Annotated in this window: 23 protein-coding genes and 1 pseudogene; 6 read left to right on the forward strand and 18 right to left on the reverse strand. The window is 72.4% G+C overall.

The window, feature by feature from the left end; translation table 11 throughout:
* Window positions 1-37 precede the first annotated feature (37 nt).
* Window positions 38-751: a ribonuclease H family protein gene (locus tag K3769_RS36335; protein WP_267030469.1), complete on the forward strand. Its 714-nt coding sequence runs from the start codon at window positions 38-40 to the stop codon at window positions 749-751.
* A gap of 117 nt (window positions 752-868) precedes the next feature.
* Window positions 869-1060 carry an antitoxin gene (locus K3769_RS36340; protein WP_267030470.1) on the forward strand — a complete coding sequence of 64 codons (192 nt, stop codon included), beginning with the start codon at window positions 869-871 and terminating at the stop codon, window positions 1058-1060.
* A 112-nt stretch (window positions 1061-1172) separates the two neighbouring features.
* Here K3769_RS36340 and K3769_RS36345 read toward each other — a convergent pair whose 3' ends face one another.
* From K3769_RS36345 to K3769_RS36365, 5 genes are all read right to left on the reverse strand, one after another.
* Window positions 1173-2057, reverse strand: coding sequence for a hypothetical protein (locus tag K3769_RS36345; protein WP_267030471.1), 885 nt, complete (start codon window positions 2055-2057; stop codon window positions 1173-1175).
* Window positions 2058-2369: 312 nt separating this feature from the next.
* A complete protein-coding gene (locus tag K3769_RS36350) occupies window positions 2370-3026 on the reverse strand; it encodes a thioredoxin-like domain-containing protein (RefSeq protein ID WP_267030472.1) in 657 nt (218 codons plus the stop codon).
* 92 nt (window positions 3027-3118) lie between these two features.
* Window positions 3119-3511, reverse strand: a complete 393-nt coding sequence (locus tag K3769_RS36355; protein WP_267030473.1) for a hypothetical protein — start codon at window positions 3509-3511, stop codon at window positions 3119-3121.
* Between the two features lie 130 nt (window positions 3512-3641).
* Window positions 3642-4871 (reverse strand): damage-control phosphatase ARMT1 family protein, encoded by a 1230-nt coding sequence (locus K3769_RS36360; RefSeq protein ID WP_267030474.1) that lies wholly within the window; start codon window positions 4869-4871, stop codon window positions 3642-3644.
* A gap of 43 nt (window positions 4872-4914) precedes the next feature.
* Window positions 4915-6324 carry a S1 family peptidase gene (locus tag K3769_RS36365; protein ID WP_267030475.1) on the reverse strand — a complete coding sequence of 470 codons (1410 nt, stop codon included), beginning with the start codon at window positions 6322-6324 and terminating at the stop codon, window positions 4915-4917.
* Window positions 6325-6639: 315 nt separating this feature from the next.
* Here K3769_RS36365 and K3769_RS36370 point away from each other — a divergent pair, with 315 nt between their 5' ends.
* Window positions 6640-7674, forward strand: coding sequence for an alpha/beta fold hydrolase (locus tag K3769_RS36370; RefSeq protein ID WP_267030476.1), 1035 nt, complete (start codon window positions 6640-6642; stop codon window positions 7672-7674).
* On the opposite strand, the pseudogene K3769_RS36375 reads toward K3769_RS36370, so the two are convergent.
* Window positions 7634-8017: pseudogene (locus K3769_RS36375) on the reverse strand (response regulator transcription factor); the annotation flags it as partial. The gene K3769_RS36370 and the pseudogene K3769_RS36375 overlap by 41 nt on opposite strands.
* On the opposite strand from K3769_RS36375, the gene K3769_RS36380 reads away from it, so the two are divergent.
* Window positions 7986-8162, forward strand: coding sequence for a hypothetical protein (locus K3769_RS36380; RefSeq protein WP_267030477.1), 177 nt, complete (start codon window positions 7986-7988; stop codon window positions 8160-8162). The pseudogene K3769_RS36375 and the gene K3769_RS36380 overlap by 32 nt on opposite strands.
* A gap of 194 nt (window positions 8163-8356) precedes the next feature.
* On the opposite strand, the gene K3769_RS36385 is transcribed toward K3769_RS36380, so the two are convergent.
* The 3 genes from K3769_RS36385 to K3769_RS36395 all read right to left on the reverse strand — a co-directional run bounded on the left by K3769_RS36385 (window position 8357) and on the right by K3769_RS36395 (window position 10491).
* Complete coding sequence (locus K3769_RS36385) at window positions 8357-9175, reverse strand: class F sortase (protein ID WP_493660841.1); 819 nt, start codon at window positions 9173-9175, stop codon at window positions 8357-8359.
* Window positions 9176-9233: 58 nt separating this feature from the next.
* Window positions 9234-9842 carry a hypothetical protein gene (locus K3769_RS36390; RefSeq protein ID WP_267030478.1) on the reverse strand — a complete coding sequence of 203 codons (609 nt, stop codon included), beginning with the start codon at window positions 9840-9842 and terminating at the stop codon, window positions 9234-9236.
* Between the two features lie 172 nt (window positions 9843-10014).
* On the reverse strand, window positions 10015-10491 hold the full coding sequence (locus tag K3769_RS36395) for a GNAT family N-acetyltransferase (RefSeq protein WP_267030479.1): 477 nt from the start codon (window positions 10489-10491) through the stop codon (window positions 10015-10017).
* A gap of 237 nt (window positions 10492-10728) precedes the next feature.
* On the opposite strand from K3769_RS36395, the gene K3769_RS36400 reads away from it, so the two are divergent.
* Both K3769_RS36400 and K3769_RS36405 read left to right on the forward strand, forming a co-directional pair.
* On the forward strand, window positions 10729-13032 hold the full coding sequence (locus tag K3769_RS36400) for a zinc metalloprotease (RefSeq protein WP_267030480.1): 2304 nt from the start codon (window positions 10729-10731) through the stop codon (window positions 13030-13032).
* Window positions 13029-13652 carry a hypothetical protein gene (locus K3769_RS36405; RefSeq protein ID WP_267030481.1) on the forward strand — a complete coding sequence of 208 codons (624 nt, stop codon included), beginning with the start codon at window positions 13029-13031 and terminating at the stop codon, window positions 13650-13652. Before K3769_RS36400 ends, K3769_RS36405 begins: the two co-directional genes overlap by 4 nt.
* Here the strand turns inward: K3769_RS36405 and K3769_RS36410 are convergent.
* Genes K3769_RS36410 through K3769_RS36450 form a run of 9 tightly spaced genes read right to left on the reverse strand, consistent with a single transcriptional unit; the run spans window position 13566 to window position 23752 of the window.
* A complete protein-coding gene (locus tag K3769_RS36410) occupies window positions 13566-15176 on the reverse strand; it encodes an ABC transporter ATP-binding protein (RefSeq protein ID WP_267030482.1) in 1611 nt (536 codons plus the stop codon). The genes K3769_RS36405 and K3769_RS36410 overlap by 87 nt on opposite strands.
* Entirely contained in the window at window positions 15173-15940 is a 768-nt protein-coding gene (locus K3769_RS36415; RefSeq protein ID WP_267031700.1) for an ABC transporter permease, read from the reverse strand. The genes K3769_RS36410 and K3769_RS36415 overlap by 4 nt, the downstream gene beginning before the upstream one ends.
* Before the next feature lie 53 nt (window positions 15941-15993).
* The gene (locus tag K3769_RS36420) at window positions 15994-16947 is read right to left on the reverse strand and encodes an ABC transporter permease (protein ID WP_267030483.1); all 954 of its coding nucleotides are present in this window, start codon (window positions 16945-16947) and stop codon (window positions 15994-15996) included.
* Window positions 16944-18527 carry an ABC transporter substrate-binding protein gene (locus tag K3769_RS36425; protein ID WP_267030484.1) on the reverse strand — a complete coding sequence of 528 codons (1584 nt, stop codon included), beginning with the start codon at window positions 18525-18527 and terminating at the stop codon, window positions 16944-16946. The genes K3769_RS36420 and K3769_RS36425 overlap by 4 nt, the downstream gene beginning before the upstream one ends.
* Window positions 18528-18584: 57 nt before the next feature.
* Window positions 18585-19406 (reverse strand): class I SAM-dependent DNA methyltransferase, encoded by an 822-nt coding sequence (locus K3769_RS36430; protein WP_267030485.1) that lies wholly within the window; start codon window positions 19404-19406, stop codon window positions 18585-18587.
* Window positions 19403-20641 (reverse strand): MFS transporter, encoded by a 1239-nt coding sequence (locus tag K3769_RS36435; protein WP_267030486.1) that lies wholly within the window; start codon window positions 20639-20641, stop codon window positions 19403-19405. Before K3769_RS36435 ends, K3769_RS36430 begins: the two co-directional genes overlap by 4 nt.
* Window positions 20638-21876: an enolase C-terminal domain-like protein gene (locus K3769_RS36440; protein WP_267030487.1), complete on the reverse strand. Its 1239-nt coding sequence runs from the start codon at window positions 21874-21876 to the stop codon at window positions 20638-20640. The genes K3769_RS36435 and K3769_RS36440 overlap by 4 nt, the downstream gene beginning before the upstream one ends.
* On the reverse strand, window positions 21873-22958 hold the full coding sequence (locus K3769_RS36445) for a PLP-dependent cysteine synthase family protein (protein WP_308216436.1): 1086 nt from the start codon (window positions 22956-22958) through the stop codon (window positions 21873-21875). Before K3769_RS36445 ends, K3769_RS36440 begins: the two co-directional genes overlap by 4 nt.
* Complete coding sequence (locus K3769_RS36450) at window positions 22955-23752, reverse strand: Rossmann-like domain-containing protein (protein ID WP_267030488.1); 798 nt, start codon at window positions 23750-23752, stop codon at window positions 22955-22957. The genes K3769_RS36445 and K3769_RS36450 overlap by 4 nt, the downstream gene beginning before the upstream one ends.
* Window positions 23753-23818 lie beyond the last annotated feature (66 nt).

Below are 23818 nucleotides of genomic sequence, written 5' to 3' on the forward strand. Positions count from 1 at the left end.
CCCAACCCACTGCACCTTTGGGGAACGCACCCCTGGCATGATCGGGCCCATGGCTGAACGCGTGATCGCCGCATGTGATGGGGCGTCGAAGGGAAACCCGGGCCCCGCAGGCTGGGCCTGGGTCGTCGGGGACGGCACGGGAACCCCCACCGAGTGGGAGGCGGGGCCGCTCGGCACCGCGACCAACAACGTCGCCGAACTGACGGCACTGGAGCGGCTGTTGGCGGCCGTGGACCCGGCTGTGCCGCTGGAGATCCGGATGGACTCCCAGTACGCCATGAAGGCGGTCACCACCTGGCTCCCGGGCTGGAAGCGCAAGGGCTGGAAGACGGCCGCGGGCAAGCCCGTGGCCAACCAGGAACTCGTCGTGCGCATCGACGAGTTGCTCGACGGCCGCTCGGTGGAGTTCCGGTACGTGCCCGCGCACCAGGTCGACGGCGACCCGCTCAACGACTTCGCGGACCGGGCGGCGAGCCAGGCCGCGTTCGTCCAGCAGCCGGCGGGCAGTGAGCAGGGCTCTCCGGAGCCGCCGAAGTCCCCGGCGGCCAAGAAGGCGGCACCGAAGCCGGCATCGAAGGAGGCCTCCGCGAAGAAGCGCGCCTCCTCGTCGTCCGCCGCCTCCTCCTCGCGCACGCTCAAGGCCAAGTTCCCCGGCCGGTGCCGCTGCGGCCGTACGTATGCGGCGGGCGAGACCATCGCGAAGAACCCCGACGGCTGGGGCCACCCGGAGTGCCGTACAGAGGCCCAGTAGCGGCCCCGGACCCCCTGCTGACCCGCCCCCGACCTGGCTGTTTGCGCCCCGGATGCGAAACCCGGCACCTGCGGTGACCCTTGATACGTAGGGGTGAACCGATCAGGAGGATGACTCATGTCCGTTATGGACAAGATCAAGGGCATGCTAAAGGGCCACCCGGACCAGACGAGCAAGGGTGTGGACAAGGCCGGTGACTACGTCGACGGCAAGACCGGGGGCAAGTACAGCGGTCAGGTCGACAGCGCCCAGGACAGGTTGAAGGACCAGTTCGGGTCGGGTCGGGACGAGAATCCGCCGCGGTCCTGACACCGCGGTTCCGGACACCGCGGTCCTGGCACCGCGGTCGAACGACCACAGGCGACGGGGGCGTACCCCATCGCCGCCGAACGGGCAGGTCCCCTCCACGGGACCGGCCCGTTCAGTCGCAGGTGACCGTGGGTCCCGCCAGCATCCCGCCGGTGTAGGGGCTCTGGCCCCGCGGCATCCAGTACCCCAGCTTCGAGACGACGCTCGTGCAGGCGTCCGCGAGTCTGGCGTGGACGACCACCGTGGAGGGCCGCCCCGGCTGCAGGTCGGTCAGGGCGCAGTCCAGCGCGTACATGCTGCGGGCCGTCGACGGATGGCGTCCGGTGAGCGGATTCACGCAGCGGGCGTCGGAGGTGGTCAGCTCCACTCCCGAGGCCTCCTCCCCGATGAGCCCGAACCGGGCGCTCCCGTCCCCCGCGTCACTGTCACGCGCGACGGTGTACGTCAGCGTGGCCGTCGAGCGCGGACGCAGCGTGTGCCGGTCGACCTCGATGCGGTGGGTGGCGACGGGCTTCGGGTCCGTGAGGGTGAGCGTGGCGCGGACCGTCCCCCGCAGGTCGACACCGGCGGGCGACGAGCGCACCCGCACCGTGCCGCTGACCTCGTACGTGCCCGGTTCCGGGGTCTCCCGGCCGCCGGGCAGCGGGCCCGTGGCGACGGTCCGGCCGTCCCGCCGCAGGGTCCAGGTCCCCGAGGTCAGACAGGCGTACCGGACGGTGGTGCCGCCGCGCCGGCAGGTGGCCGGGGCCGACAGCGACGTTCCCGCGCCTCCGCCGTTCGCGCAGAGACCGACGACGGCCCGCTGGCCGCCCGGACCCTTCAGGGTGCCCGCGGGGGAGCAGACGGTCGTGGCGGTCGCCGCGGGTGGCGGCTCCGGCGCCCGGTGTCGGGGTGCCGCGCCCGCCGGTGCTCCCACGGCGGTCCAGCCCGTGACGGCCAGTACGGCCGCCGCGGTCAACAGCAAAGGCGTCCTGCGGAAGCTGGGTCGGACCGGCACGTAATCGTCCTCCTCGTCGGGGCGGCGAGCGGCCGGGTGCCGTTCGCGGGTGTCGAGGAGAGGATGCGGAACGCCCGGCGGCCCGGACGGTTCCCACGCCGGGCGGTACGGGTCAGGGCCGGTACACGTCGCCCGGATGGGCCAGGTCGTCCGGGCACGGGTACGCGGTCGGCCGGTAGGCGGTGAAACGAGCCGGGGTGGTCGGATCGGCTTGCGCGGCAAGCGAGTTGAGTGCCGCCGCCCCTCTGGCGCCCCGGCGCCGGGTACCGCGGACGCCCGGGCGCCGTCGGCGCCCGGGATCCGGCGCGTGTGTCAGGCCGCGTCGATGCCGTTGGTGCAGGCGGCTCCCGGCTCGGGGGTCTGCGGGCCCTGCACGTACTTCGTGAGGAACTGCTGGACCCGCGGGTCGGACGCCTTGTCGACGGTCAGCTGCTTGCCCCAGGCCGACAGCATGAGGGCCCCGGCCTGGTCGGCGACCGGACTCATCAGCGTGTAGGGCGTCTTGCCGACCTTCTCGGCGAGCGTCTTCACATCGGCGTCCGCCGCCTTGTCGTTGTACGTGATCCAGACCGCGCCGTGCTCCAGCGAGTGCACCGCGTTCTCGTTCGGTATCGCCTTCGTGTAGACCGCGCCGTCACAGGTCATCCACGCCTGGTTGTGGTCGCCGCCGACCGGCGGGTTCATCGGGTACGACACGGACTTCGAGACATGGTTCTGGGTCAGCTTCTTCGCGTTCCAGGACTTCTCGCCCTTGACCGGCTTCTTCGCCGCCGCCTGCTGCTGTTCGTCCTTGTCGTTCGCCCGGTCGACGTAGTACGCGCCGAAGCCGACGAGCCCGACGACGATGGCCGCGCAGACCGAGACGGTCAGGACGCGGTTGCGGCGCTCGCGGGCCTTCTCGGCGCGGCGCATCTCCTCGATACGCGCCTTGCGGGCCGTGGCGGCCGACTTCTTGCTGGTTCTGCTCATGGGAATGCGTTCCTTGTCCCCGCCACGCCGGATCGTCCGGGCGGGCGGCGATGGGTGAGGGTCGAAACGGACGTCGTCGAACGGACGCCGGTCTAGATCCGCTGCACCTGGAGGACATGGAGGTCGGGGGCTCCGCGGACGGGCGGGAGCACGGGCACGCGCGCCGCCTGACGCGCGGGCGCCACGACGGGCATCCGGGGCGCCACCGCGGGCAGGGGATGGGCACCCACCGGCAGCACGGCCCGCGCCTCGTGCGTGGGCAGACCACAGCACTGGTCGTGCTGGGCGGGGGAGGCCAGCCGTTCGTGCGGGACGGAGACGGTGATCACCGGGACGGCGGCCGGGGCGGTCCGCCCGTGCGCCGGTACGTACCCCAGGCTGGCCACCAGCACGGCGAGCAGGACGCCGAGCAGCACGGTCAGGGCAGGACACGGCGCCGCGCCGCGGGTGACGCGGCGCGCTCGCTGGGGTGCCCGGCTGCTCATCCCCGTGATGGTATGCGTTGCCCGGGAGAGCGCTCCCGGTACCCCGCACCAACGGGAACCGCCCTCTCCCGCTCGTGAGCGCACACTCCCGCCCGGCCGGCCCGGGCGGGCGGCCATGTCCTGACCTGGGTCAGGGGCTGACCTGGATGAGGGCGTGTGTTCCGCTGGTGCGCCAGGACTCCGTGCCCGCGTCCAGTTCCGCCAGGGTGGCGTGAGTCAGCCCGGTCACGACGTCGCACTTGAGCGTCCGCAGGGCCGCCACCGGACCGGGGAAGTACGCGGTGGCCTCGGTGAACGGCGTGGTGGCCGGCCAGTGCCGGTCACCCACCAGGCGGCGGTAGTTGAGGTCGCCCTTCATGACGGTGAGCGTGGCGGACGCGAAGTCCTCCCGGAGGTCGGCGGGCATCCGGTCGTAGGAATGCGGAGCGCAGGAGAACGGGTGGCTGCGCAGGATCAGCCGCCCGTCGCCGACAGCGTCCCGCAGCCGTTCGCCGACCGCCGCCGCACGGCCGGACGCTCCGGTCAGCCGGTCGAGACAGGCGAGCGTGTCGGTGGTGGTGGCGTCGGAGACGTAGTACGGGTACGGCTTGAGGTGCAGGACCACGGACGCCGCCCGGCCGGTGGCCAGCAGGTGTTCGGCGAGGACCAGGTCGGGGAGCAGTTCGGGACCGGCGTTGTCGGCGACGAGGCAGACCTTGCCGGGTCCATCGGGCTCTCCCGGCTTTTCGGCCGCGAGGATGTCCCACAGCGCGTCCGAGTCGTCGACCACGAGTCCCTGGACCCGGTCGCCCAACCCCGCTTCTCCCGCCGACAGTTGGAAGCCGAGGTCGGCCCGGTTGCCCCAGAGGGAGGAGAGCAGGAGCGTACGGTCCTGCTCGTCCGGCGCCAGGTGGGGGAGGCGGTCGAGGGCGGCCAGCTCGTCGTCGACCTCGGACCCCGCCAGTTCGGCGTTCTTGAAGGGGGCGAAGGGATCGATGCCCAGCCAGGCGCCAGGTGTGAAGTGCCTCAGCGCGGCGAGGAGTTTGCGGTAGAAGAAGCTCTCCGCCCAGAGGAACGGCACGTCCGCCCAGCGCTGCCCGTAGTAGGGCTCGTCCCGCCAGAGGTTCCCGCCCGGCTCGGCAGGGCCCAGCGGCTCGACGGTCCCCTTGGTGATCTCGTCGAGGAGGGCGTCCAGTGCGCGCCGGTGCCCGGGCGGGTACGGGGTGGCCCGTCGGACGCGCTCGATGAGGGCCGGGTGCCGCTCGTCCAGCACGCTGCGGGCGAAGGAGCCCGGCGTGCCGACCACCACAGGGGCAGGGGTGGAGGGGGCGGTCTCGGCGTCGGTGGGGGCTCGGCCGGTGTCCTGACTGGGGCGCGTCATGTCCCCAGTAAACCGTCCGTGCCCGCCGCCCGCGGGGCGGGTGTCAGCCCCAGCTCTGCGAGTACTGGTTGCGGTAGCGCTTGCGGCCCCGTTCCGAACGGATCCGCAGGGCCACCAGCGCGAGCAGGCTCCCCGCGATGACGAACAGCCCGGGGCCGAGGTTGCGGTACTCCCCGAGCCGTTCCAGCGCCGAGGCGGCGTTGTCGGTCTGCCCCTGGGGAGCCGTGCCCGCCGGCCCCATGGCACCGGGCAGGGCGGCGCCGGGAGCGGTCGAGGACGTGGCGGGCGGTACCGCCGCCGCGTCGTCGCCCGTGCCGCCACTGGCACCGGACGAGGGGGTGGCCTGCGCCGCCGCCGCGGGATCGAGTGCCAGCTTCACACCGAGCGAGGTCAGCGCCTTGGTGACCGGCTGGAAGAACGTCGTACCGCCGGCCTGGCAGTCCCCGCTGCCGCCCGAGGTGACGCCCATGGCCAGTCCGTCGGCGAACATCGGGCCGCCGCTGTCGCCCGGTTCGGCGCACACCGTGGTCTCGATGAGCCCGGTGACCGTGCCCTGCGGGTAGTTCACCGTCGCGTTCAGGCCGGTCACCTGGCCCGACTGGAGGCCGGTCGTGCTGCCGCTGCGGAAGACCTTCTGGCCGACGGCCGGATCGGCCGCTCCGATGATCCGTACCCCCTGGCCGTTGCCGACCGTCACGATGTCGGCGCCGTTCAGGGCGGTGCCCGCGTTGTACTGCACGAGGGAGAAGTCACCGCCGGGGAACGAGCCGGAGACGGTGGAGCCGACCGACTCGGCGCCCTGCTGGTCGGAGAACCACGAGGTTCCCACGGGCCCGCAGTGACCGGCCGTGAGGATGAAATTGGTCTTCCCGTCGGTCACGTTGAAGCCCGCCGAACAGCGTCCGGAGCCCGCGAAGAGCGCGTCGGCGCCGTTCAGCCGGGGGGTGAACGTGCCCTTGGTCCGCTCCATGCGCACGGAGGCGCCGATGTCCTCGGCGACCGCGGTCAACCGGGCCCACTCGGCCTTGGAGACGGTGGTGTCGGCGCGGACCACCACCTGATTGGTCGCGTAGTCCATCGCCCAGGAGGTGCCGGCCACCTTGGGCGCGTCCTTCAGCGCCTCGGCGGCGGACTTCAGGTCCCGCATGGTGTAGCGGACCACCTTGGCCACGGCACCGCCCTCGCGTACGTCCGCCGCGGCCTTCTCGTCGGTGACCGCGACGACCGGGCGCCCCTTGGCGTCGATCCAGCTGCCCGCCGTACGCGAGGTGCCCAGTTCGGAGACCAGTTCCTGTCCCGTGCGGGCGGCCCGGGTCTCGGCATCGGGAGTCTGCGTGCCGTCCGACGAGGTCTCGCTCGCCATGGCCTGCGTGACCATCAGCCCTCCGCAGGCCAGCCCGCCGATGGCGGCGAACCGTGCGATTCGCTGAACATTCCGTCGTGCATGCCTCATCCACGGCTCCCGTGCGACTGTCCTGACACAGTGTCACTTCTGTTGCGGACGTACCCGCGAGGTGAACGCCCTCCTTCAGTACGTGCCGTCGCGCGGTCCGGTTCACCGAGCCGCCCGGCCGTTCGCGGTCGGCGTGAACCAGCCGGTCGTCCGGATCGTGCCGCGCGACACGTTTTGCCGAAACGGCAAGGTCTCTCGCCGCCCGGCGGGAGCACCCCCATGATCGGCGGCAGAGGGCTGAGCGTGTTCGGCGGCTCGGCCCCGTCCGACAGCCCAGCTGCTGGGCGGTCGCGGAAGTCGGCGCAAGGAGGACGTATGTCGCAGGAAGCCAGTCCGTTCACCCCGGCGGGCGCCACCCACCGGACGGTCGACGTCCCCGGTGGCCGGATCCACCTGGTCGAGCAGGGCAAAGGCCCGCTGGTCCTGCTGGTCCACGGTTTTCCCGAACTCTGGCACTCGTGGCGCCACCAGCTCCCCGCACTCGCCGCGGCGGGTTACCGGGCGGTGGCCATCGACGTACGCGGATACGGGCGCTCCTCGACGCCCGACGCGGTGGAGGAGTACCGGATCGGGGCCCACGTCGAGGACAACGTGGCGGTCGTCCACGCGCTCGGCGAGGAGACCGCCGTGATCGTCGGCCACGACTGGGGCTCGACCATCGCCGCCGACTCCGCGCTGCTCAGGCCCGACGTCTTCACCGCTGTCGGACTGCTAGGGGTGCCATACGCGCCCCGGGGCGGTATGAAGCCGACCGACGCCTTCGCCATGATCGGCGGGGACGAGGAGTTCTATGTCGGTTACTTCCAGGAGCCGGGCCGGGCGGAGGCGGAGATCGAACCGGACGTACGGGGCTGGCTCGCCGGCTTCTACGCGACGCTGGCCGGCGACACGATGCCGGCGTCGGGGGAGGGCACCGGATCGGGCGCGGTCTTCTTCGTCCCGAAGGGCGGCAGGCTCTCGGACCGGTTCGTGAAGGACCGCCCGACCTGGCTGACGGACGCCGAACTCGACCACTGCGCGGCCGAGTTCGAGCGGACGGGCTTCACCGGAGCGCTGAACCGCTACCGCAGCATGGACCGGGACTGGGCGGATCTCGCCGATTTCGACGGCGCCCCCCTCACCCAGCCGTCGCTGTTCGTCGCGGGTGAACTCGACGCGTCCATCGCCTGGTTGGCCGACGCGATCGAGGCGTTCCCCGGCACGCTCCCCGGCCTGGTCACCTCCCACCTCGTCGAGGGGTCGGGGCACTGGGTCCAGCAGGAACGCCCCGAGGAGGTCAACCGGCTCCTGACCGACTGGCTGCGGTCGCTCAGCGGCCCGACTCCACCAGCCCCGCCTCGTACGCGATGATCACGAGCCGTACCCGGTCCCGGGCGTCCAGCTTGGTCAGGAGCCGGGACACATAGGTCTTGGCGGTGGCGACGCTGATGGAGAGCCGCTCGGCGATCTCGGTGTTGGACAGCCCGCCGCCGATGAGCGCGAGGACTTCACGCTCCCGGCCGGTGATGCCGACGACCGTCCGGCCGGAGGGGGCCGCGTTCGGGGTCGCGGGCACCGGGCGGTCGGCGAAGTCCCTGATGAGACGGCGGGTGACACCGGGCGCGAGCAGCCCGTCCCCGGTCGCGACCACCCGGATCGCGGCGAGGATGTCCTCCAGCGCCATGTCCTTGACGAGGAACCCGGCCGCGCCTGCCGCCGCGTGGAACCGGCTGACGGCCGTCGGCCATCAGCCGGACGCGCATCCCTGGACGACCGACGGGGCGTGGACCGTCTACGCGGTCTGGGCCGTGGCCGCGGCGTTCGTCGCGGTGGCCTCCGTAAACCGCCGCGACCAATGACGGGGCGGGGTACGGAAGTGTCGTACAGCCCTATGGGCTGTCCCGTAACTCCCGGCGGGCGCACGACGACAGCTACGGCACCTCGCGGCGTTGCCGGATCGCCCGAATACACCCGGTATGAGGGCGACCCGGCGCCTCGCGATGCACCGCATCTGACGCCGCACGCTGATCCACCGGGAGTTACGGGACAGCCCTTAGGCATGGCGCGAGGGTGCCACGGTCTTCGTCAGATGGGCGAAGACCACGACGTTGCTCTTGTAGCCGGACCGCCGGTCGTACACGCCTCCGCAGGTGATCAGCCGCAGCTCCGGACGTTTCCGCGCGCCGTACACCTCCTGGGTGGGGAAGTGCGCCTTCTCGTACATGCGGACGGCGTCGACCGTGTAGACGGCCGTACGTCCGTCGGCGCGCAGGGCCTCGACGAGCCGGCCGGGTTTCAGCGTGCTCAGGCCGGCGAAGACGGCGGGTCCGGTACGGGTGTCCAGATGGCCGACCACCACGGAGGTGCCCGCCTCGCCCGGTGCCGGCCCGCCCTCGTACCAGCCCGCCAGTCTGGGCTTGTCCGCCGGGGGAGTGGTGAGCTGGTGACGCCGGTCCAGGCCCAGTCCGATGAGCGGGGCCTCCAGGCGGAGGGACGGGATGCGCAGGCTGGTGGGTTTGGAACGGGAGAGGGGCTGCGGCTGCTGCGGTCTCCGCGGCGGTTGGGGCGCCCTGGGGGGCTGGGCCGGCCCGGTTGCCCGCGGTGGCCGAGGTGGCTGAGCCGGTTGGGCCGGTTGGGACGACCTGGGTTGGTGGGGGCGACGGGGGTCGCGGGGGCGGAGGGGTGGCTTGACGGGAGGGTGACGGGGGTCGTACGGGAGCCGGGGTGCGCCGGGGCTCCGGTGCCGCGGCGGCGGGCGGACCCGGGGACGCCTTCGCGTCCCGAGTTCCACCGCCGGGGCGGCGACCGGCCCAGCGGGCCGGCCGTCGTCCTCGGACCACCAAATGCCGCCCATCACCAGCGAGAACGCCAGAACCGCGGTTCTCGTCAGGCGGTAGGCACGCGTGCGGTACCAGGGCCTGGGCGCGCGCCTACGCGGCACCGTCGGACCGGCGGCGCAGCTGCCGGAAGTAGACGAGGCCGGACACGCCGACCAGGCCCACCGCTCCGGCCGCGGCGACCGCCGACACGGTCGGCGTCTCGGCGAGACCGCCGCCGCCCGCGGGCACCGCGCCACTGGGAGTCTGCGGCTTGGCGTCCGGCTTCGCCGCCGGCTTGCAGTCGACCTTGAACTGCTTCTCCTTGCCCGCTCCCGCTCCGCCGACGGGCTTCCAGGTGAGCTTGTAGTTGCCGTCGGGCAGCGCGAGCGTGTCCGTGTAGCCGGTGCCGATGGGGAGGTTGAGGGTGCCGTTGAGCGTGGCGGCGGCCGAGGCGGCCGGCTGTGGCTCGATGATGTAGGTGATCCCCGTGACACCGACACCCTCGAAGTTGAAGGCGGCCAGGTAGAACTTGCAGACCTTCGTCTCGTCGCGCTGGTCGGTCGGGGACGTCGTCTCCGAGTGGATCTTGACGTCACCGCTGTCGGGGGCGGCCTGGGCGGCCGGTGCCCCGAGGAGGGCGGCGCCGGCGAGGGCGACGGTGGTGAGGGCCGTGGCGCCGGTGCGGAAGCCGGCGGAGCGGGTGAGCGGTGAGGCGGGCATACGAAGTCCTCCGAGCGGAATGATTGTCGTACAAATCGGTTGTGCACCCGACTCCCTTTCACATTCGGAACCGCGAAATGCGCCGCACCGCTGATACGGCGTCAGAATTCCCTCGACCGGCCCAACATTCCGGCGCCACGGGGCCACCTCGAACGGCCCCCGCGCCCGGCGTTCAGGCGTGCCCGTGGCGCAGCCAGGTGTAGTCGACCGGCTGGCCCGCGTTCCAGGCCGCGGCCGACGTCGCGTCGACCGGTTCGAAGCCCGCCCCGCGGTAGCAGCGCAGGGCGGCGGTGTTGTGCGGGTGGACCCGCATGCAGCTCTCCGAGAGACCCGTCCGCCGGGCCTCCGCGAGCAGGTCCCGGACCAGTCGGCGGCCGAGGCCCCGCCCGCGCGCCCCGGGAGCCACGATGATCCGCGCCAGTTCGACCTCGTCCTCCTCGGCGTCCGGCCACAACTCCCCGTACGCGACGGGCTGTTCGTGCGCCAGCAGGACGTAAGCCGTCACGTCCTGCTCGCGCTGCCACGCCGTGACCGTCCGCTCCGTCACCGGGAACTCCCGCAGTCCGCACCACATCAGCGCCTCCGCCGCCGTGACCGGCCAACCTGCCACCAGGGAAGCGTGCTTGGCGTCGAACGGGCTGAAGAGCATCGTGGATCTCCGTCCTCGCGGGAGTGGGCCGGATTCGGTACCGACCGTCGCATTTCCGCGGGACGGTCGTATTTCTGCTGGACAACGGAAAGGATCGTTGACGTGGTGGGAGCACGGTGCCAACGTGCTCGCACCAGTCCTTCCGGCCGGTCGGGACCCGGGGTGGCGTCGCGCGGACGCCGCCCGTCGCCCGTTGCACGTTGCACGGCGCGTCGAGCGAACGGAGGGCTTGTCGCCATGTCAACAGCCAGTGGAGACCCGACAACGGGGACCGCCGACTTCTCGGCGACACCCCTGGCCGACACCTCCTTCCCCGAGGAGTGGGAGAGCGGTCAGGAGGGTGTCCCGGGCGAGTACGACACCGGAGCGGGCGCGACGGAACGCGCCGCGGCGGACGGCACGGAACGCGCGGCGGAGCAGCGCCGGTCCGCCGATGGACCGGCCGCGCGCGACGAGTCAGGTGCCGCCCTCCCGGCCCACCGCCCCACCCGTGGCCGCTACCGCGGCACCAGCGGCGGCTACGAACTGATCCTGCGCGTGGACGTCGACAGCGTCCCCGGCGGCCCGAAGGTCCTGCGCAAGGTCAGCGGCGATTTCTTCAGCACGGGCGGCGGTACGCAGGCGTACTTCGGCTCGTTCGTCGTGGACGCGCCCACCGTCTCCCGTACCGCGACCCAGGTCGTCATCAGGGGAACCGCCATCTACACCTGGCAGACCGCGTACACGCTCGTGCGGGTCACCGTCCCGCGCAGCAGGACGAACCAGCGGCCGGGCGCCGCGACCGTCGAATTCCTGCGCCCGCCGCACCAGTTGGGCGCCACCTACATCTGCCCGTACGTCTCGCCGTACTTCCGCACCGTCGAGTGGGAGCAGGACTCCGTGGCCGGGGCCGTGCCCTTCCTCTCGTACGACACCGGCTCGCTTCCGCAGCCCGCCAACAGCCCCGCCCGGATCCTCTCCGTGCCGCGCGCCTACGCCGAGGCCGGTATCGAACTGCTGGTCTCCGGCACCGCCAACGTCATCGCCAACAGCCAGAACGGCTGGACCAACACCGAGCTGCACGGCGCCATGGAGACCAACTTCAGCCTCTGGCGCAACGCCCCGCAATGGAAACTGTGGCTGCTGGTCGCCGGCAGCTACGAAGGCATGGCGAGAGTGCGCGGCATCATGTTCGACGCCGCCGACTCCTTCCAGCGACAGGGCTGCGCGGTCTTCTACGACCTGATCCAGGGCGCGGGACCCGAAGAGCAACGCGCCATGCTGCGCACGTACGTCCATGAGATCGGCCACGCCTTCAACCTGCTGCACTCCTGGCAGAAGAACCTGGCCACGCCGCCGGCCCCGCTCGGCGGCAACAACGGCTTCGCGGACCTGTCCTGGATGAACTACCCGCAGAGCTACCAGCCGTTGAACGGCAACGGCGGGGCCGCCGCCTTCTGGGGCGCCTTCCCCTTCCAGTTCACCGACAACGAGCAGCTGCACCTGCGGCACGGCTCCTACCGGAACGTCATCATGGGCGCCAACGCGTTCGCCACGGGCGCCGCCGACATCGAACCGGAACTCTTCGACGAACCCCTCACCGACGAGTCGGGTCTGCGCCTCGGCCTGCGCGCCGACAAGAGCGGCCTCTCCTTCGGCGAACCGGTGGTCGTGGAGCTGAAGCTGGAGACGACCGACCTGCGCGGCCGTTCCACGCACAACCACCTCCACCCTGACGACGAACTCGTCAGCGTCGCCATCCGGCAGCCCTCCGGACGCACCGTGCTCTACCGGCCGCTGCTGCGGCGCTGCGTCGACCAGGACCAGACCGTCCGCCTGGACGCCGGACGGCCCGCGATCTACAGCAGCGCCTACATCGGCTACGGCCGCGACGGGCACTACTTCCAGCAGCCGGGCACCTACCAGCTGCGCGCCGCCTACCTGGCCTCCGACGGGTCCCGGATCGTCTCGCCGGTGCTGCGGATCGACGTACGGCACCCGGTCGGTCAGGACGACCTCCGGCTCGCCGAGCTGATGATGGGCGAGGAACAGGGCAAGATCCTCGCCCTGCGCGGCTCCGACGTCACTGCGGTCCGGCAACGACGCGCTCCAGGAGGTCATCGAACGACACGGCACCCACCCCTTCGCCGTGTACGCGCGCCTCGCCAAGGGGCTCAACTTCGAGCACGAGTTCAAGAGCCTGAGCCCGGACAAGACCGAACTGACCGTACGGCCGCCGGACCCCAAGTCCGGAATCGAGCAGCTCACTCAGGTCGTGAAGGTCTCGCAGCAGGGCAAGGGGGTCGACAACCTGACGCTCAACCTGGCCGCACGGCGTCTCGCCTGCGCCTACGCCCGCCAGGGCGACCTCGAAGAGGCCAACTCCACGCTCGACCGGCTGGTCCGGCACTTCGACACACCCGCGTACAAGCCGTACGTCAAGGACGCGGTACGCGACCAGGCCGACTCCACGAAGGCGCGGCTCACCGAGGAGTTCGGCGGCTGACCCCGGGGTACGACCGCACGAACACGTTCAGGTACCGGAAGGAATCCGTCGCGTGATCGACCTCGTCCTGTACGGGCCGCGGGGCCCCCAACCCCTCGGCCACCCGGCCGCCGTACGGGTGGAACTGCGCAACACCGGGACCCGCGAGCTGTGGGTCGCGGGAGTGCTCGACGGCTCCGAGAACGGACTGCGCTTCCCCCGCTACCGGCCGACCGTCACGAGATCCGGCGACAGCGACAGTGACGGTGACGGTCACGTGGACTTTGGCGGCACTGGCGGCACTGGCGGCACTGGTGGTCGGAGCGCGGGCGCGGACGCGACCGGGTACGGCACCGTCGTGGCGGTTCCCGTACCGGCCGAGGACCCCCTCGTCGGCCCGCTGCGCCCGGCGGACCTGCGCGCACTCATGCCGGGCGAGTCGTGGGACCCGACCTCGGGCCCCGGCTGCCTGCCCCTCATGACGTTCGCGCGTTTCGCCCCCCAGCGCCCCGGCCGCTACCGCTACGCCCTGACGCTCGACACGGACGCCGCCCGGCCCGAGGACTGGCTGGGCGGCTTCGGCGTCCCCGCGGGCGCCGCACGGGAGGACCTACTCACCCTCGTCGGACGGGTGCCCCGCCTGAGGGTGGTGGCGGACCCCGTGGAGGTGGACTTCTGCCGCCGACTCGACCAGTGACGCGGTGAAGGGATGCGCGGGTGCCGTGAGGACGTCCCGCGCCGGTCCCTGTTCGACCACCTCTCCACCGTCCAGCACCGCGATCCCGGTCGCGAGTCGGGCCGTGTCGAGGTCGTGGGTGATGAGGACGAGGGAGAGGTCGTCACGGTCGCGGAGCAGCCCGGCGAGCAGGTCGAGGAGAGCCCGGCGGGTGACCGTGTCGAGTCCGGAGGTGAGCTCGTCGCACACCAGGACCCGCGGCCGTGCGAGCAGCGCCCTGGCCAGCGCGGCCCGCTGGAGCTCGCCGCCGGACAGCCGGGCGGGAGCGCGGGCCGCCGACTCGTCGCTCAGCCCGAGGCCGTTGAGCGTGCGCGACGCCTCGGCCCGCGCGTCCGGGGCCGGAACACCCCTGAGCCGTACGGCGGTCCGGGCCACCTGGTCCAGGACCGGCCGGTGCTCGTCGAAGGAGGCGCGGGCGTCCTGGAAGACGTACTGCACGGCCGCCAGCCGGGCCCGTCCCCGGTCCCGCAGACTGCGCGGGAGCGCGACCCCGTCGAGCAGCACCTCTCCCTCGTAGGTGCGGTGGAGTCCGGCGAGACACCGGCCGAGCGTCGTCTTGCCGCTGCCCGAACGGCCAAGCACGGCAAGGCATTCGCCCGGGTGCACGGTGAGTTCCGGGACGCGCAGCACCTCGGTTCCGGGGCGGTGGCGGGCCCGGAGTCCCTGGACCCGCAGGACGGCCTCCGGGTGCGGGCCGGACTGCGCGGGTTCCGCCAACGGCGCCCGCACAGAGAGGAGTTGACGTGTCCAGGGATGGCGGGGAGTCAGCCACACCCGTTCCGTCGGGCCCGACTCCACGACCCTGCCGTTCCGCATGACCAGTACCTCGTCGGCGAGCGCGCGTACCGTCTCCAGGTCGTGGCTGAGCAGGACCACCCCGATTCCACGCGCGGCCACCGCCGCCAGCTCGGCCACGACCCGCCGTTTGGTGAGCGCGTCCTGACCCGTGGTGGGCTCGTCCGCGACGACGACCCGGGCGCCGAGCAGCAACGCCTGGGCCAGTACCAGCCGTTGCTGCTGACCGCCCGAGAGCTGATGCGGGAAGCGGCGCAACAGTGCTGCACCGCGCTCCAGTTGCGCTGCCTCCAGAGCGTGGAGGACGCGCTCCCGTGCCGCCGGGCCCCGCTCACGGCGAGGCAGCCCGCGGACCTGGGCCCGCGCGATATCGCGCAGCAGCGCGCCCACCCGCCGCGCGGGATTCAGCACCGTCGCCGGATGCTGCGGAACGTAACCGGCCAACGCCTCCGCCACCCGTACGGAACCCCCGACGCGCGCTCCCGGCGGGAACTCGCCCAGCAGCGCACGCCCCGTGGTCGTCTTCCCGCTGCCGGAGGCCCCCACCAGCGCGGTCACCCTCCCGGGCAGCACCCGCAGGCTCACACCGTCGACGATGCGTCTGCCACCGACCTCCACGGTCAGCCCCTCGATCTCCGCGACCGGCACCGCGACCGCCAGGGGCTCGTCCGACCCCCTCGACCCGTTCATGAACGCGGCCCCTTCCTGAGTGGCGCGCCCCTGAGCGCCGCGTCACAGAGCAGATTGCAGCCCATGGTCAGTGCCACGATCAGCAGCGCAGGCACGACGACGGCCCAGGGCTGCACGAACAGCCCCGTACGGTTGCGGTCCACCATCACCGCCCAGTCGGCCGCGTCCGGCGCCACCCCGATGCCCAGGAACGCCGCCGTGGCCACCAGATACAGGACACCCGTCAGTCGTACCCCCGCGTCCGCGGCGAGCGGGCGCAGGATCGACCTGCCGACATGGCCGACCGCGATACGCCACCACGACTCGCCCTGCATCCGCAGCGCCTCCACCGCCGGCCGGGCGGCCACGTCGGCGGCGGCGGCCCGGACGATTCGTGCGGCGTCCGGGATGTTCACGAGCGCCACCAGCAGCGCGAGCCCGGTGGCGCCGGGTGAGAACACGGAGGCCACCAGCAGGATCATCAGCAGGGACGGTACGGCGAGCAGCACGTCCAACGGCCGCATCAGTGTCTCCTCCAGCCAGGTTCTGTGCGTCAGCGCGCCGATCAGCCCGAGCGGCAGCGCCACCAGATAGGCCAGCGCCGTCGCCGTGAGCGCGACCACCACCACGGGCCGGCCGCCGAGCAGCACCTGCCGCCACACGTCACGCCCCACGAAGTCCGTGCCCAGCCAGTGCCCGTCGCCGAGTGTGAACGAGGCGGCCCGCGGCCCGGCCCCGCCCGCCACCAGCGGCCCGCACAGGGCGAGGACGAGCGGCACACCCATCAGGACGGCTCCCAGCGCGTATCGCGTCGGCGGCAACCTCAGCCGAGGGGGCCTCACGCGGCCACCTCCGCCCGCGGCGCGAACCGGTGGGCGACGAGATCGGCCCCCAGGTTCAGCACCACCGTGATCACCCCGAAGACCACCGCGAGACCCTGCACCACGGGCACGTCCCGCTCGGCCACGGCGTTCATCAGCACGGTTCCCAGGCCGGGGATCACGAACAGGGCCTCCACGACGATCACCCCGCACAGCAACCAGTCGACGGTACGGGCGAGTTGCTGGGCGGCCGGTGCGACCGCGTTCGGCAGGGCGTGCGCGTACCGGACCCGGGCGCCCGGAATCCCGTACCGCCGGGCATGGGCGACGTACGGCGAGGCGAGCGCGTCGATCATGCCGGCGCGTACCAGCCGGGACAGTGAGCACACCGGACGGGAGAGCAGGACGAGCACCGGCAGGAGCAGGGCGGCCGGATGCGCGAGCAGGTCCGTGCCGTAGCCGACCGCCGTCGGGGGCAGCCAGTCGAGCCGCAGCGCGAACACCGTCACGAGCAGCACCCCGAACGCGAACTCCGGTACCGCGTACACTCCGAGAGTCACCGCGCTGACCAGCCGGTCCACGAACCGCCCCTCGAACCGCGCGGCCAGCACCCCGAGTCCGACCCCGACCGGCACCAACAGCACGACGGTGACCGAGGCGAGCAGCAGCGTCGGCCCGAAGGCACCGGAGAGGTACGAGGTGACGGGCCGCCCGGATGCCAGGGAGGTGCCGAAGTCGGCGTGCGGGAGCCCCACCGCCCAGTCGCCGAGCCGCTCGTACGCCGGCCGGTCCAGGTCCATCGCCTCCCGGATGGCGGCGATCCGCGCCGGATCGGGCTGGTCCCCGGCGAGGGCCACCGCCGCGTCGCCGGGGAGCGCCTCGGTGAGCGCGAAGACCAGCAGCACCACGGCCACGACCTGCACACCGCCGAGCAGCAGCCGCCGGGCGGCCCAGGAACCGAGGCCGCTCACGCCAGCCAGACCTTGTCGAACCGCGCCCAGTCGAGCGTGTTGGCGGGCGCCTCGCGGTCAACTCCGCGCACCGTGCGGGCGGTTCCGATGATCCAGTCGGCGAACCCCCAGACCAGGAAGCCTCCCTCGGCGTACAGCCTGCGCTGCATCCGGCCGAACACGGCGGCGCGCTCCTGGGTGTCCTTCGTGGCCTGCGCCTGCTGGTAGAGCGCGTCGAAGTCCTTGTGGTGCCACTTGGTGGCATTGGTGGTGGAGTCGGTGAGGAGCCGCTGCGAGATGTGCGCCTCGATGGGCATGGCTCCCGAGCGGTAGCAGCACAGGGTCCCGGAGTCGAGGATGTCGGCCCAGTAGGAGTCCTTGCTGCCCATGGCGACGTCGACGGTGACACCGGCCTTCGCGGCCTGGTCGCGGAAGATGCTCGCCGCCTCGGTGAACCCGGCCGCGACCGCCGAGGTGTCCAGGGTGACCTTCAGCTTCTCGGCTCCCGCCTTCCTTAGCAGGGAGCGCGCCCGGTCGAGGTCCTGCTCGCGCTGGGGCAGCCCGTCGGCGTAGTACTCGTACCCCTTGCCGAAGAGGTCGTTGCCGACCACGCCTGCCCCGGACAGCGCTCCGTCGACGAGTTCCTGGCGGTCGGCGATGAGGAAGAACGCCTCGCGGACCCGTTCGTCGTCGAAGGGGGCCCGGTCGGTCTTCATGGCGAAGGCCTGCATGGCGCTGTTCCGCAGCCGTACGATCTCGATCCGGCCCCCGCCCTCGTGGGCGCGGGCGGTCGTCGGGTTCAGCTCATGGGCGTACTCGACCTGCCCGCCGAGCAGCGCGTTGACCCGCGCGGACTCCTCGTTGGCGACGACGAACTCCACCTCGTCCAGGTACGGGGCACCGTCCCAGTGGTCGTCGTTGCGCCGGAAGAGCGCCGAGCGGCCGGGCGCGAAGGACCCGAAGCGGAACGGACCCGAGCCGACCGGCTTCTTGTCGAAGTCGGCCGCCGAGGAACCGTCGGGAACGATGTACGCGCCGAACGCGGCCAGCACATTGGGGAACTCGGCGGTCGGCCGCTTGAGCACGAACTCCACGGTCCGCTCGTCGACGGCCCGGCTCGCCCGGAGATCGATGGGTTCGAGGGACGCCTTGGCGCGGAACGCCTTCTCAGGGTCGGCGATCCGGCGGTAGCTGAACAGGACGTCCTGGGCGGTGACGGGCCTCCCGTCGTGGAAGTCGGCCTTGCGCAGGGTGACCTTCCAGCGGTCGAGTCCCGCGTTCGGCTCCCACCCGGACGCCAGACGGGGCCGGGCGGACAGGTCGTCCCCGTAGTCGGCCAGCTTGTCGAAGAGCGCCTTGGCGCGGGCCACGTCGGCGAACAGGTTGGCCAGATGCGGATCGAGCGTCTCGCTCGCCCCGCCACCCGCGAAGGCGGCCCGCAGCCGCCCGCCGCGCCGGGGCTTCCCTCCGCCTCCCTTGCCGGCGGCACCGGAGCCGGCGCCGGAGTCGTCCGGGCCGCCGCAGCCGACGAGGGCGAGGGCGCCGACACCGGAGGCGGCCGTGAGAAAGCCTCTGCGACGGAGGCCGGGTTGGTCCTGCATGAGCATGTCCTTGCTGTGTGAGAGGGGGTGAGGTCGGGTGGGGGAGGCGGGACGCGGTCAGTCGGTGAGGCGTGCCACCACGTGCAGCCGGTCGGCGTCGGCCGCCGTACCGGGCACGTCGCCTTCCTGCCAGGGCGGTTCGCTGCGTGGCCCCGGCCCGTCGTGCAGTTCCAGCACGGCGAAACCGTGTGCGGTCAGGAAGTGCCGCAGTTCCTGGGGCAGGAGCAGCCGCCAGGCCGAGCGCTGCTCGACGGGGGCCGAGCCGTCGTCGGCGGTCCAGACGCGGGTACGCCGCAGGAGTTGCGCGGTGCGGTCGATGTGCAGGGTGGTCGTCGAACGGTAGGAAACGCCCTGCCAGGTAAGGGAGTTGTCCGTTGGTGTGTTCAACAGGTCGTCGCGGCCCAGGAAGTAGGCGCCGTTGCGCATCTCCGCGACGAGGAGCCCGCCGGGGGACAGGCTCCGGCGGCACGAGGCGAGAAAGCCGTCGAGGTCGTCGTTGGTGTGGCAGTACAGCAGCGCACTGTCCAGGCACACCACCGCGTCGAAGACATCGGGTCCGACGGGTCCAACAGATCGGATGGGTCCGGCGGGTCCGGGGGAGAAGTCCCGCAGGTCGGCGCGTACGTACCGCGGACCCGGGTGCCGTTCGCCGGCGTACGCCAGCATCGCCTCGGACAGGTCGGCGCCGACGACCGACCGGCCCGCCCTGTGCAGATGGGCCGCGTCCCGTCCGGTGCCGCAGCCCAGGTCCAGCACGCCGGGCCCGGCCCCGTACCGGCGCAGACAGTCCTCCGCCCATCGCCCGGCCAGCAGGTCGGGATCGGGGAACCTGGCCTCGTACAGCTCCGGGTTGTCGGTCAGCAGGTTGCCGCTCGTCATACCGTCGCCTCCACGGCGGGGGCGGGATGTGCGGGCAGGGCGCCTAGGCGGCGCAGCCAGCCGAATCCGGCCGCCGACGCCAGCCCGAACACCAGACAGCAGGCCCAGGGCAGCCAGGCCGCGTCCTGCCGTTCCCCGGCGTCCATGGCCCAGCCCACGGCCGTGTTGCCGACGGCCGCGGCGACCCCCGACACCATGTAGAAGACGCCGAAGTACGTGCCGATCAGCTCAGGCCGCCCGAAACCCGGGATCAGCTCCATCACGAAGGGCTGGGCGACCATGACCCCCACGTAGAGGAGCAGGACGCCGATGAGGACGGGAACGGCGTGCCACAGCTCGGGGGAGCCGGCGCCCGACACCAGCATCGGCGGCAGGAAGGCGAGCCCCATCAGGGTGAGTCCGGCGCCGATCGCCCGTCTGCCGTACGGCTTCAGCGCCCGGGTGAGCCGCAACTGCAGGGCGAGATTGGCGAGCGTGCCGACCAGGAAGACCAGTCCGGCCGCGCCGTCCCAGCCGGTGGCCCGGCGGGCCCCGTCGGGCAGCAGCAGATACAGCTGGTTCTCCAGGGTGAACATGCCGACCATGGCCAGCGAGAAGGCGAGGAAGGCGCGGTTGCCGACCACCTCGTGCCAGTCCGCGAGCACACCGCCGGCACTCGGCGGCACGGCCCGCGCGGGCAGCACCAGCGCCTGGGCCACGGTGAGCACCGCGAAGATCCCGGCGGCGGTGAGCGCGGACGCCCGGAAGTCGACGAGCAGCAGCACACTCCCGAGCAGCGGCCCGACCAGCGCCCCGGTGGTCGCGAACACGTTGAACAGTGCGAACGCCTCAGCCTTGCGTTCGCCCGCCTCCTGCGCCAGATAGGTCCGCACGGCCGGGTTGAAGAGCGCCCCCGCGAGCCCGCTCAGTACGGACGCGGCGAGCAGCACCGCGAGCCCGTCGCCGAGCGCGAACAGCGCGAAGCCCGCGGTACGCACCCCGCAGCCGGCGATGATCACCCCGCGTGCCCCGAGCCGGTCCGCGGCCGAACCACCGATCAGGAACAGCCCCTGCTGGCTGAGGTTGCGCACTCCGAGCACGATCCCGACGACGGCCGCCGACATGCCCAGGTCCTCGCCCAGATGGGTGGCCAGATAGGGGATGAGCAGGTAGAAGCCGGTGTTGACGCCGAACTGGTTGACGAGGAGGAGCCGGATCGCGGGGGAGAAGCCGCGTATCTCGTACAGCGTCTTCACGGCCGCCCACCTGTCCCGCGCGTCTCCTGCGCCTCCTGCTCGCGCCCGTCTTGCGGCCCCCGCTCGCGCACGCCTGGGGCGCCCGCGTCCTTCTCCCGTACGCCGAGGCCGGGCAGCTCGCTCGCCCGTACGACGCCGTCGGCGCCGCCGATCCCGGTCCACGGGTCGTGGGCGAGCAGCAGATGCCCGTCGAGGTCGGCCCAGCGCGCACGGTCGGCGAGGTGCACGGCGGGTGCCAGGCCGAGGGTGCTGGCGGTGAGGCAGCCGAGCATCAGCTCGGTACCGCTCCCGGCGATCACCTCGGCCATGCGCAGCGCGGCAAGGGGGCCGCCGCACTTGGCGAGTTTGACGTTCACACCGTGCACCCGGCCCGCGAGACGGCGTACGTCTTCGAGGTTGACGACGTCCTCGTCGGCGATCAGGGGCAGCGGTGAACGCTCGGCGAGCCGTGCCAGGGTCTCCGGGTCACCGGGGGCGATGGGCTGCTCGACGGCCTCGACGCCCAACTCGGCGTAGCGGGGCAGGAGATGGCGGGTGCGGTCGGCGGTCCAGGCGCCGTTGGGGTCGAGCAGGAGCCGGACGCCGGGCGCGGCGGACCGTATGGCGCGTACGCGGTCGAGGTCGTCCTCGGGGTCCGGGGTGCCGGCCTTCACCTTGATGAGGGCGAATCCGGCGGCCACGAGCGCGCGCGCCTGCGCGGCGGCGTGCGGGGCCGGGACGATGCCGATGGTGCGCGCGGTGTGTGCGGTGGGGGCGCTCGGAGCACTCCGGGCCTTCGGAGCGCTCCCGGCACTCTCGGCGCTTCCGGCACTCTCGGCGCTTCCGGCGCTCCCGGGACTCCGGGTGCCGCGAGGGCTTTCGCTCCCGAGCAGGCGGAACACGGGTGTGCCGGACCGCTTGCCGCACAGGTCGAGAAGCGCGGCCTCCACGGCGGCGGTGACCCCGGGCGGCCGGGTGTCGTCCTGCCCGTCCCCCTTGCCTCCCCGAGCCGGCCACTCGCGCAGCGCGCTCTCGGGATCGGGGAAACGGCTCAGGTCGCGGCCGGACACGTGCAACCGCCGTCGCAGTGTGCCGGTGTCGAGGCCGTAGTAGACGCTGGTGACGGCCTCGCCGTGGCCGTGCAGGCCGTCGTGCTCGATCGTCAGCCAGACGGCGTCGCGGGCGGTCGTCGTCGAACGGGAGATGCGCAGCGGCTCGGCGAGCGTGAGCCGTACGGTGCGCAGGGTGGCCTTCACGGGCTCCCTTCCAGGGTGCTGAGCAGGGGGTCGGTCACCGTGGCGCAGCGGACCCAGCCGGTGGCCTCGACGGCGCGGGCGTGCGGAATTTCGACGGGGCGGGTGGCCGCGGCGGCCGGGTCGAGGCCGTGGGCCGCCGCGAAGTCGTCGTCGTAGACCGAGCCGAGATAGCGGTGGGGGCCGTCCGGGAAGACGGTGGCGACCACGGCGCCGGGATGGACCCGGGCCGCCCACGCGGAGACCAGCGCGACCGCGCCCGTGCTCCAGCCACCGCTGACGAAACTGCCGCGGGCGAGCCGTCGGCAGGCGTCCGCGGCCTCGGCCGGACCCACCCAGTGCACCTCGTCGAAGGCCTCGTAGGCCACGTTGCGCGGATGGATGCTGCTGCCCAGGCCGCGCATCAGCCGGGGACGCGCGGGCTGGCCGAAGATGGTGGAGCCGGTGGCGTCCACACCGATCAGCCGCAGCCCCGGCCAGTGCCTGCGCAGCGGTCCCGCGATCCCGGCACTGTGACCGCCCGTGCCGACACTGCACACGAGGACGTCCAAGTGGTCGAGCTGGGTGGCGAGTTCGGCGGCCAGGGAGGCGTAACCGGCGATGTTGTCGGGGTTGTTGTACTGATCGGGCCAGTACGCGTCCGGCAGCGTCCCGAGCAACTCACGCAGCCGGGCCAGCCGGGCGGCCTGCCAGCCACCGACCCCGGCGGGACGGTCGACCAGTTCGAGACGGGCTCCGTAGGCGCGCAGCAACTGCCGCATGGACGCTTCGAGTTCGGTGTCGCCGACGAGCACGATGGGGTGACCCAGGGCCTGCCCGGCGAAGGCGAGTCCGACGCCGAGCGTCCCGGAGGTGGACTCCACGACCGGCGCGCCGGGGCGCAGTTCACCCCGCTCACGTGCCCCGAGCAGCATGGACACCGCCGCCCGGGCCTTCATCCCGCCGGCGCCGAGGCCCTCCAGCTTGGCCCAGAAGCCCGGCTGCGGACAGGGCAGATCGGTGGTCACCCTGGCCAGCGGTGTACGGCCGAGCAGGGCGAGCAGATCGGGGTTGGCGGCGAGGGGACGCAGTGCGGCCGTGGTCACAGGGCCGCCTCCGCGTCGCGGTGGCGGTAGCGGTGGATGACACCCGGACCGCCGTCCAGCCAGAAGAAGGGGTACGGCTCCGCGCACACCGCGTCGACCCCGGCGCCCAGGAACCACGGCAGTACGGCACTGCCGGTCTGCGCGAACATCACCAACTGCTGCCCGCTGTCCAGGACATGGGCCCGCAAGGGCTCGAAGGAGCCGTTGCCGAGGGTCATGCCGGAGGCCAGCACGGCGTCACAGCGGTCGAGCGAGGCGTACATGTCGGTCGCGACCGGCTCGCCCCACTCCGTCGTACCGCCCTTGAGGTCGCACGGAATGTACGAGATTCCGCGCGAACGCAGCGCCTCCAGAAGGGAGTTGACGACGCCGACGACGAGCACGGTCCGGCCCGGTACGACGTCCAGCAGTTCGACGACGGCCCGCGCCCGGGCCCGGGACTTCTCCAGGGAACTCCCGGCGGGCAGGGGGCAGGGGAGTGCCCCGTACTTCGGTGTGTGCGGGCGCACATGCATCAGATAGGCGTCCAGCGCCGCCACGCGGACCGACGGGAGCGGGTGCTCCAGCAGCCGTGCGATGTCGGCCCCGGCGCAGTCCTCCACGGCGCCGGACGGCAGCGCGCCGGGCTCGACCGCGCAGGAGCCGACCGCCCGGCCGAGGCGCAGACTGAGCACCTCGTTGCGGTAGCCGCCGCGGCGACCGTCGTGCCGTACGGCCTGGTTCGTGGTGAACGCCACGGCGACGCGCAGCACGTGGGGATCCGGACCCAGCTCACCGGCGAGAACCCGCCGCACGAGAGCGTCGTACGAAACCGGTGCCGGTGCCGGTGCCTGTGCCTTTGCCTCTGTCGGTGTCGGTGC

The sequence above is a fragment of the Streptomyces ortus genome, assembly GCF_026341275.1.
In the GTDB taxonomy this organism is placed as follows: Bacteria; Actinomycetota; Actinomycetes; order Streptomycetales; family Streptomycetaceae; genus Streptomyces; species Streptomyces ortus.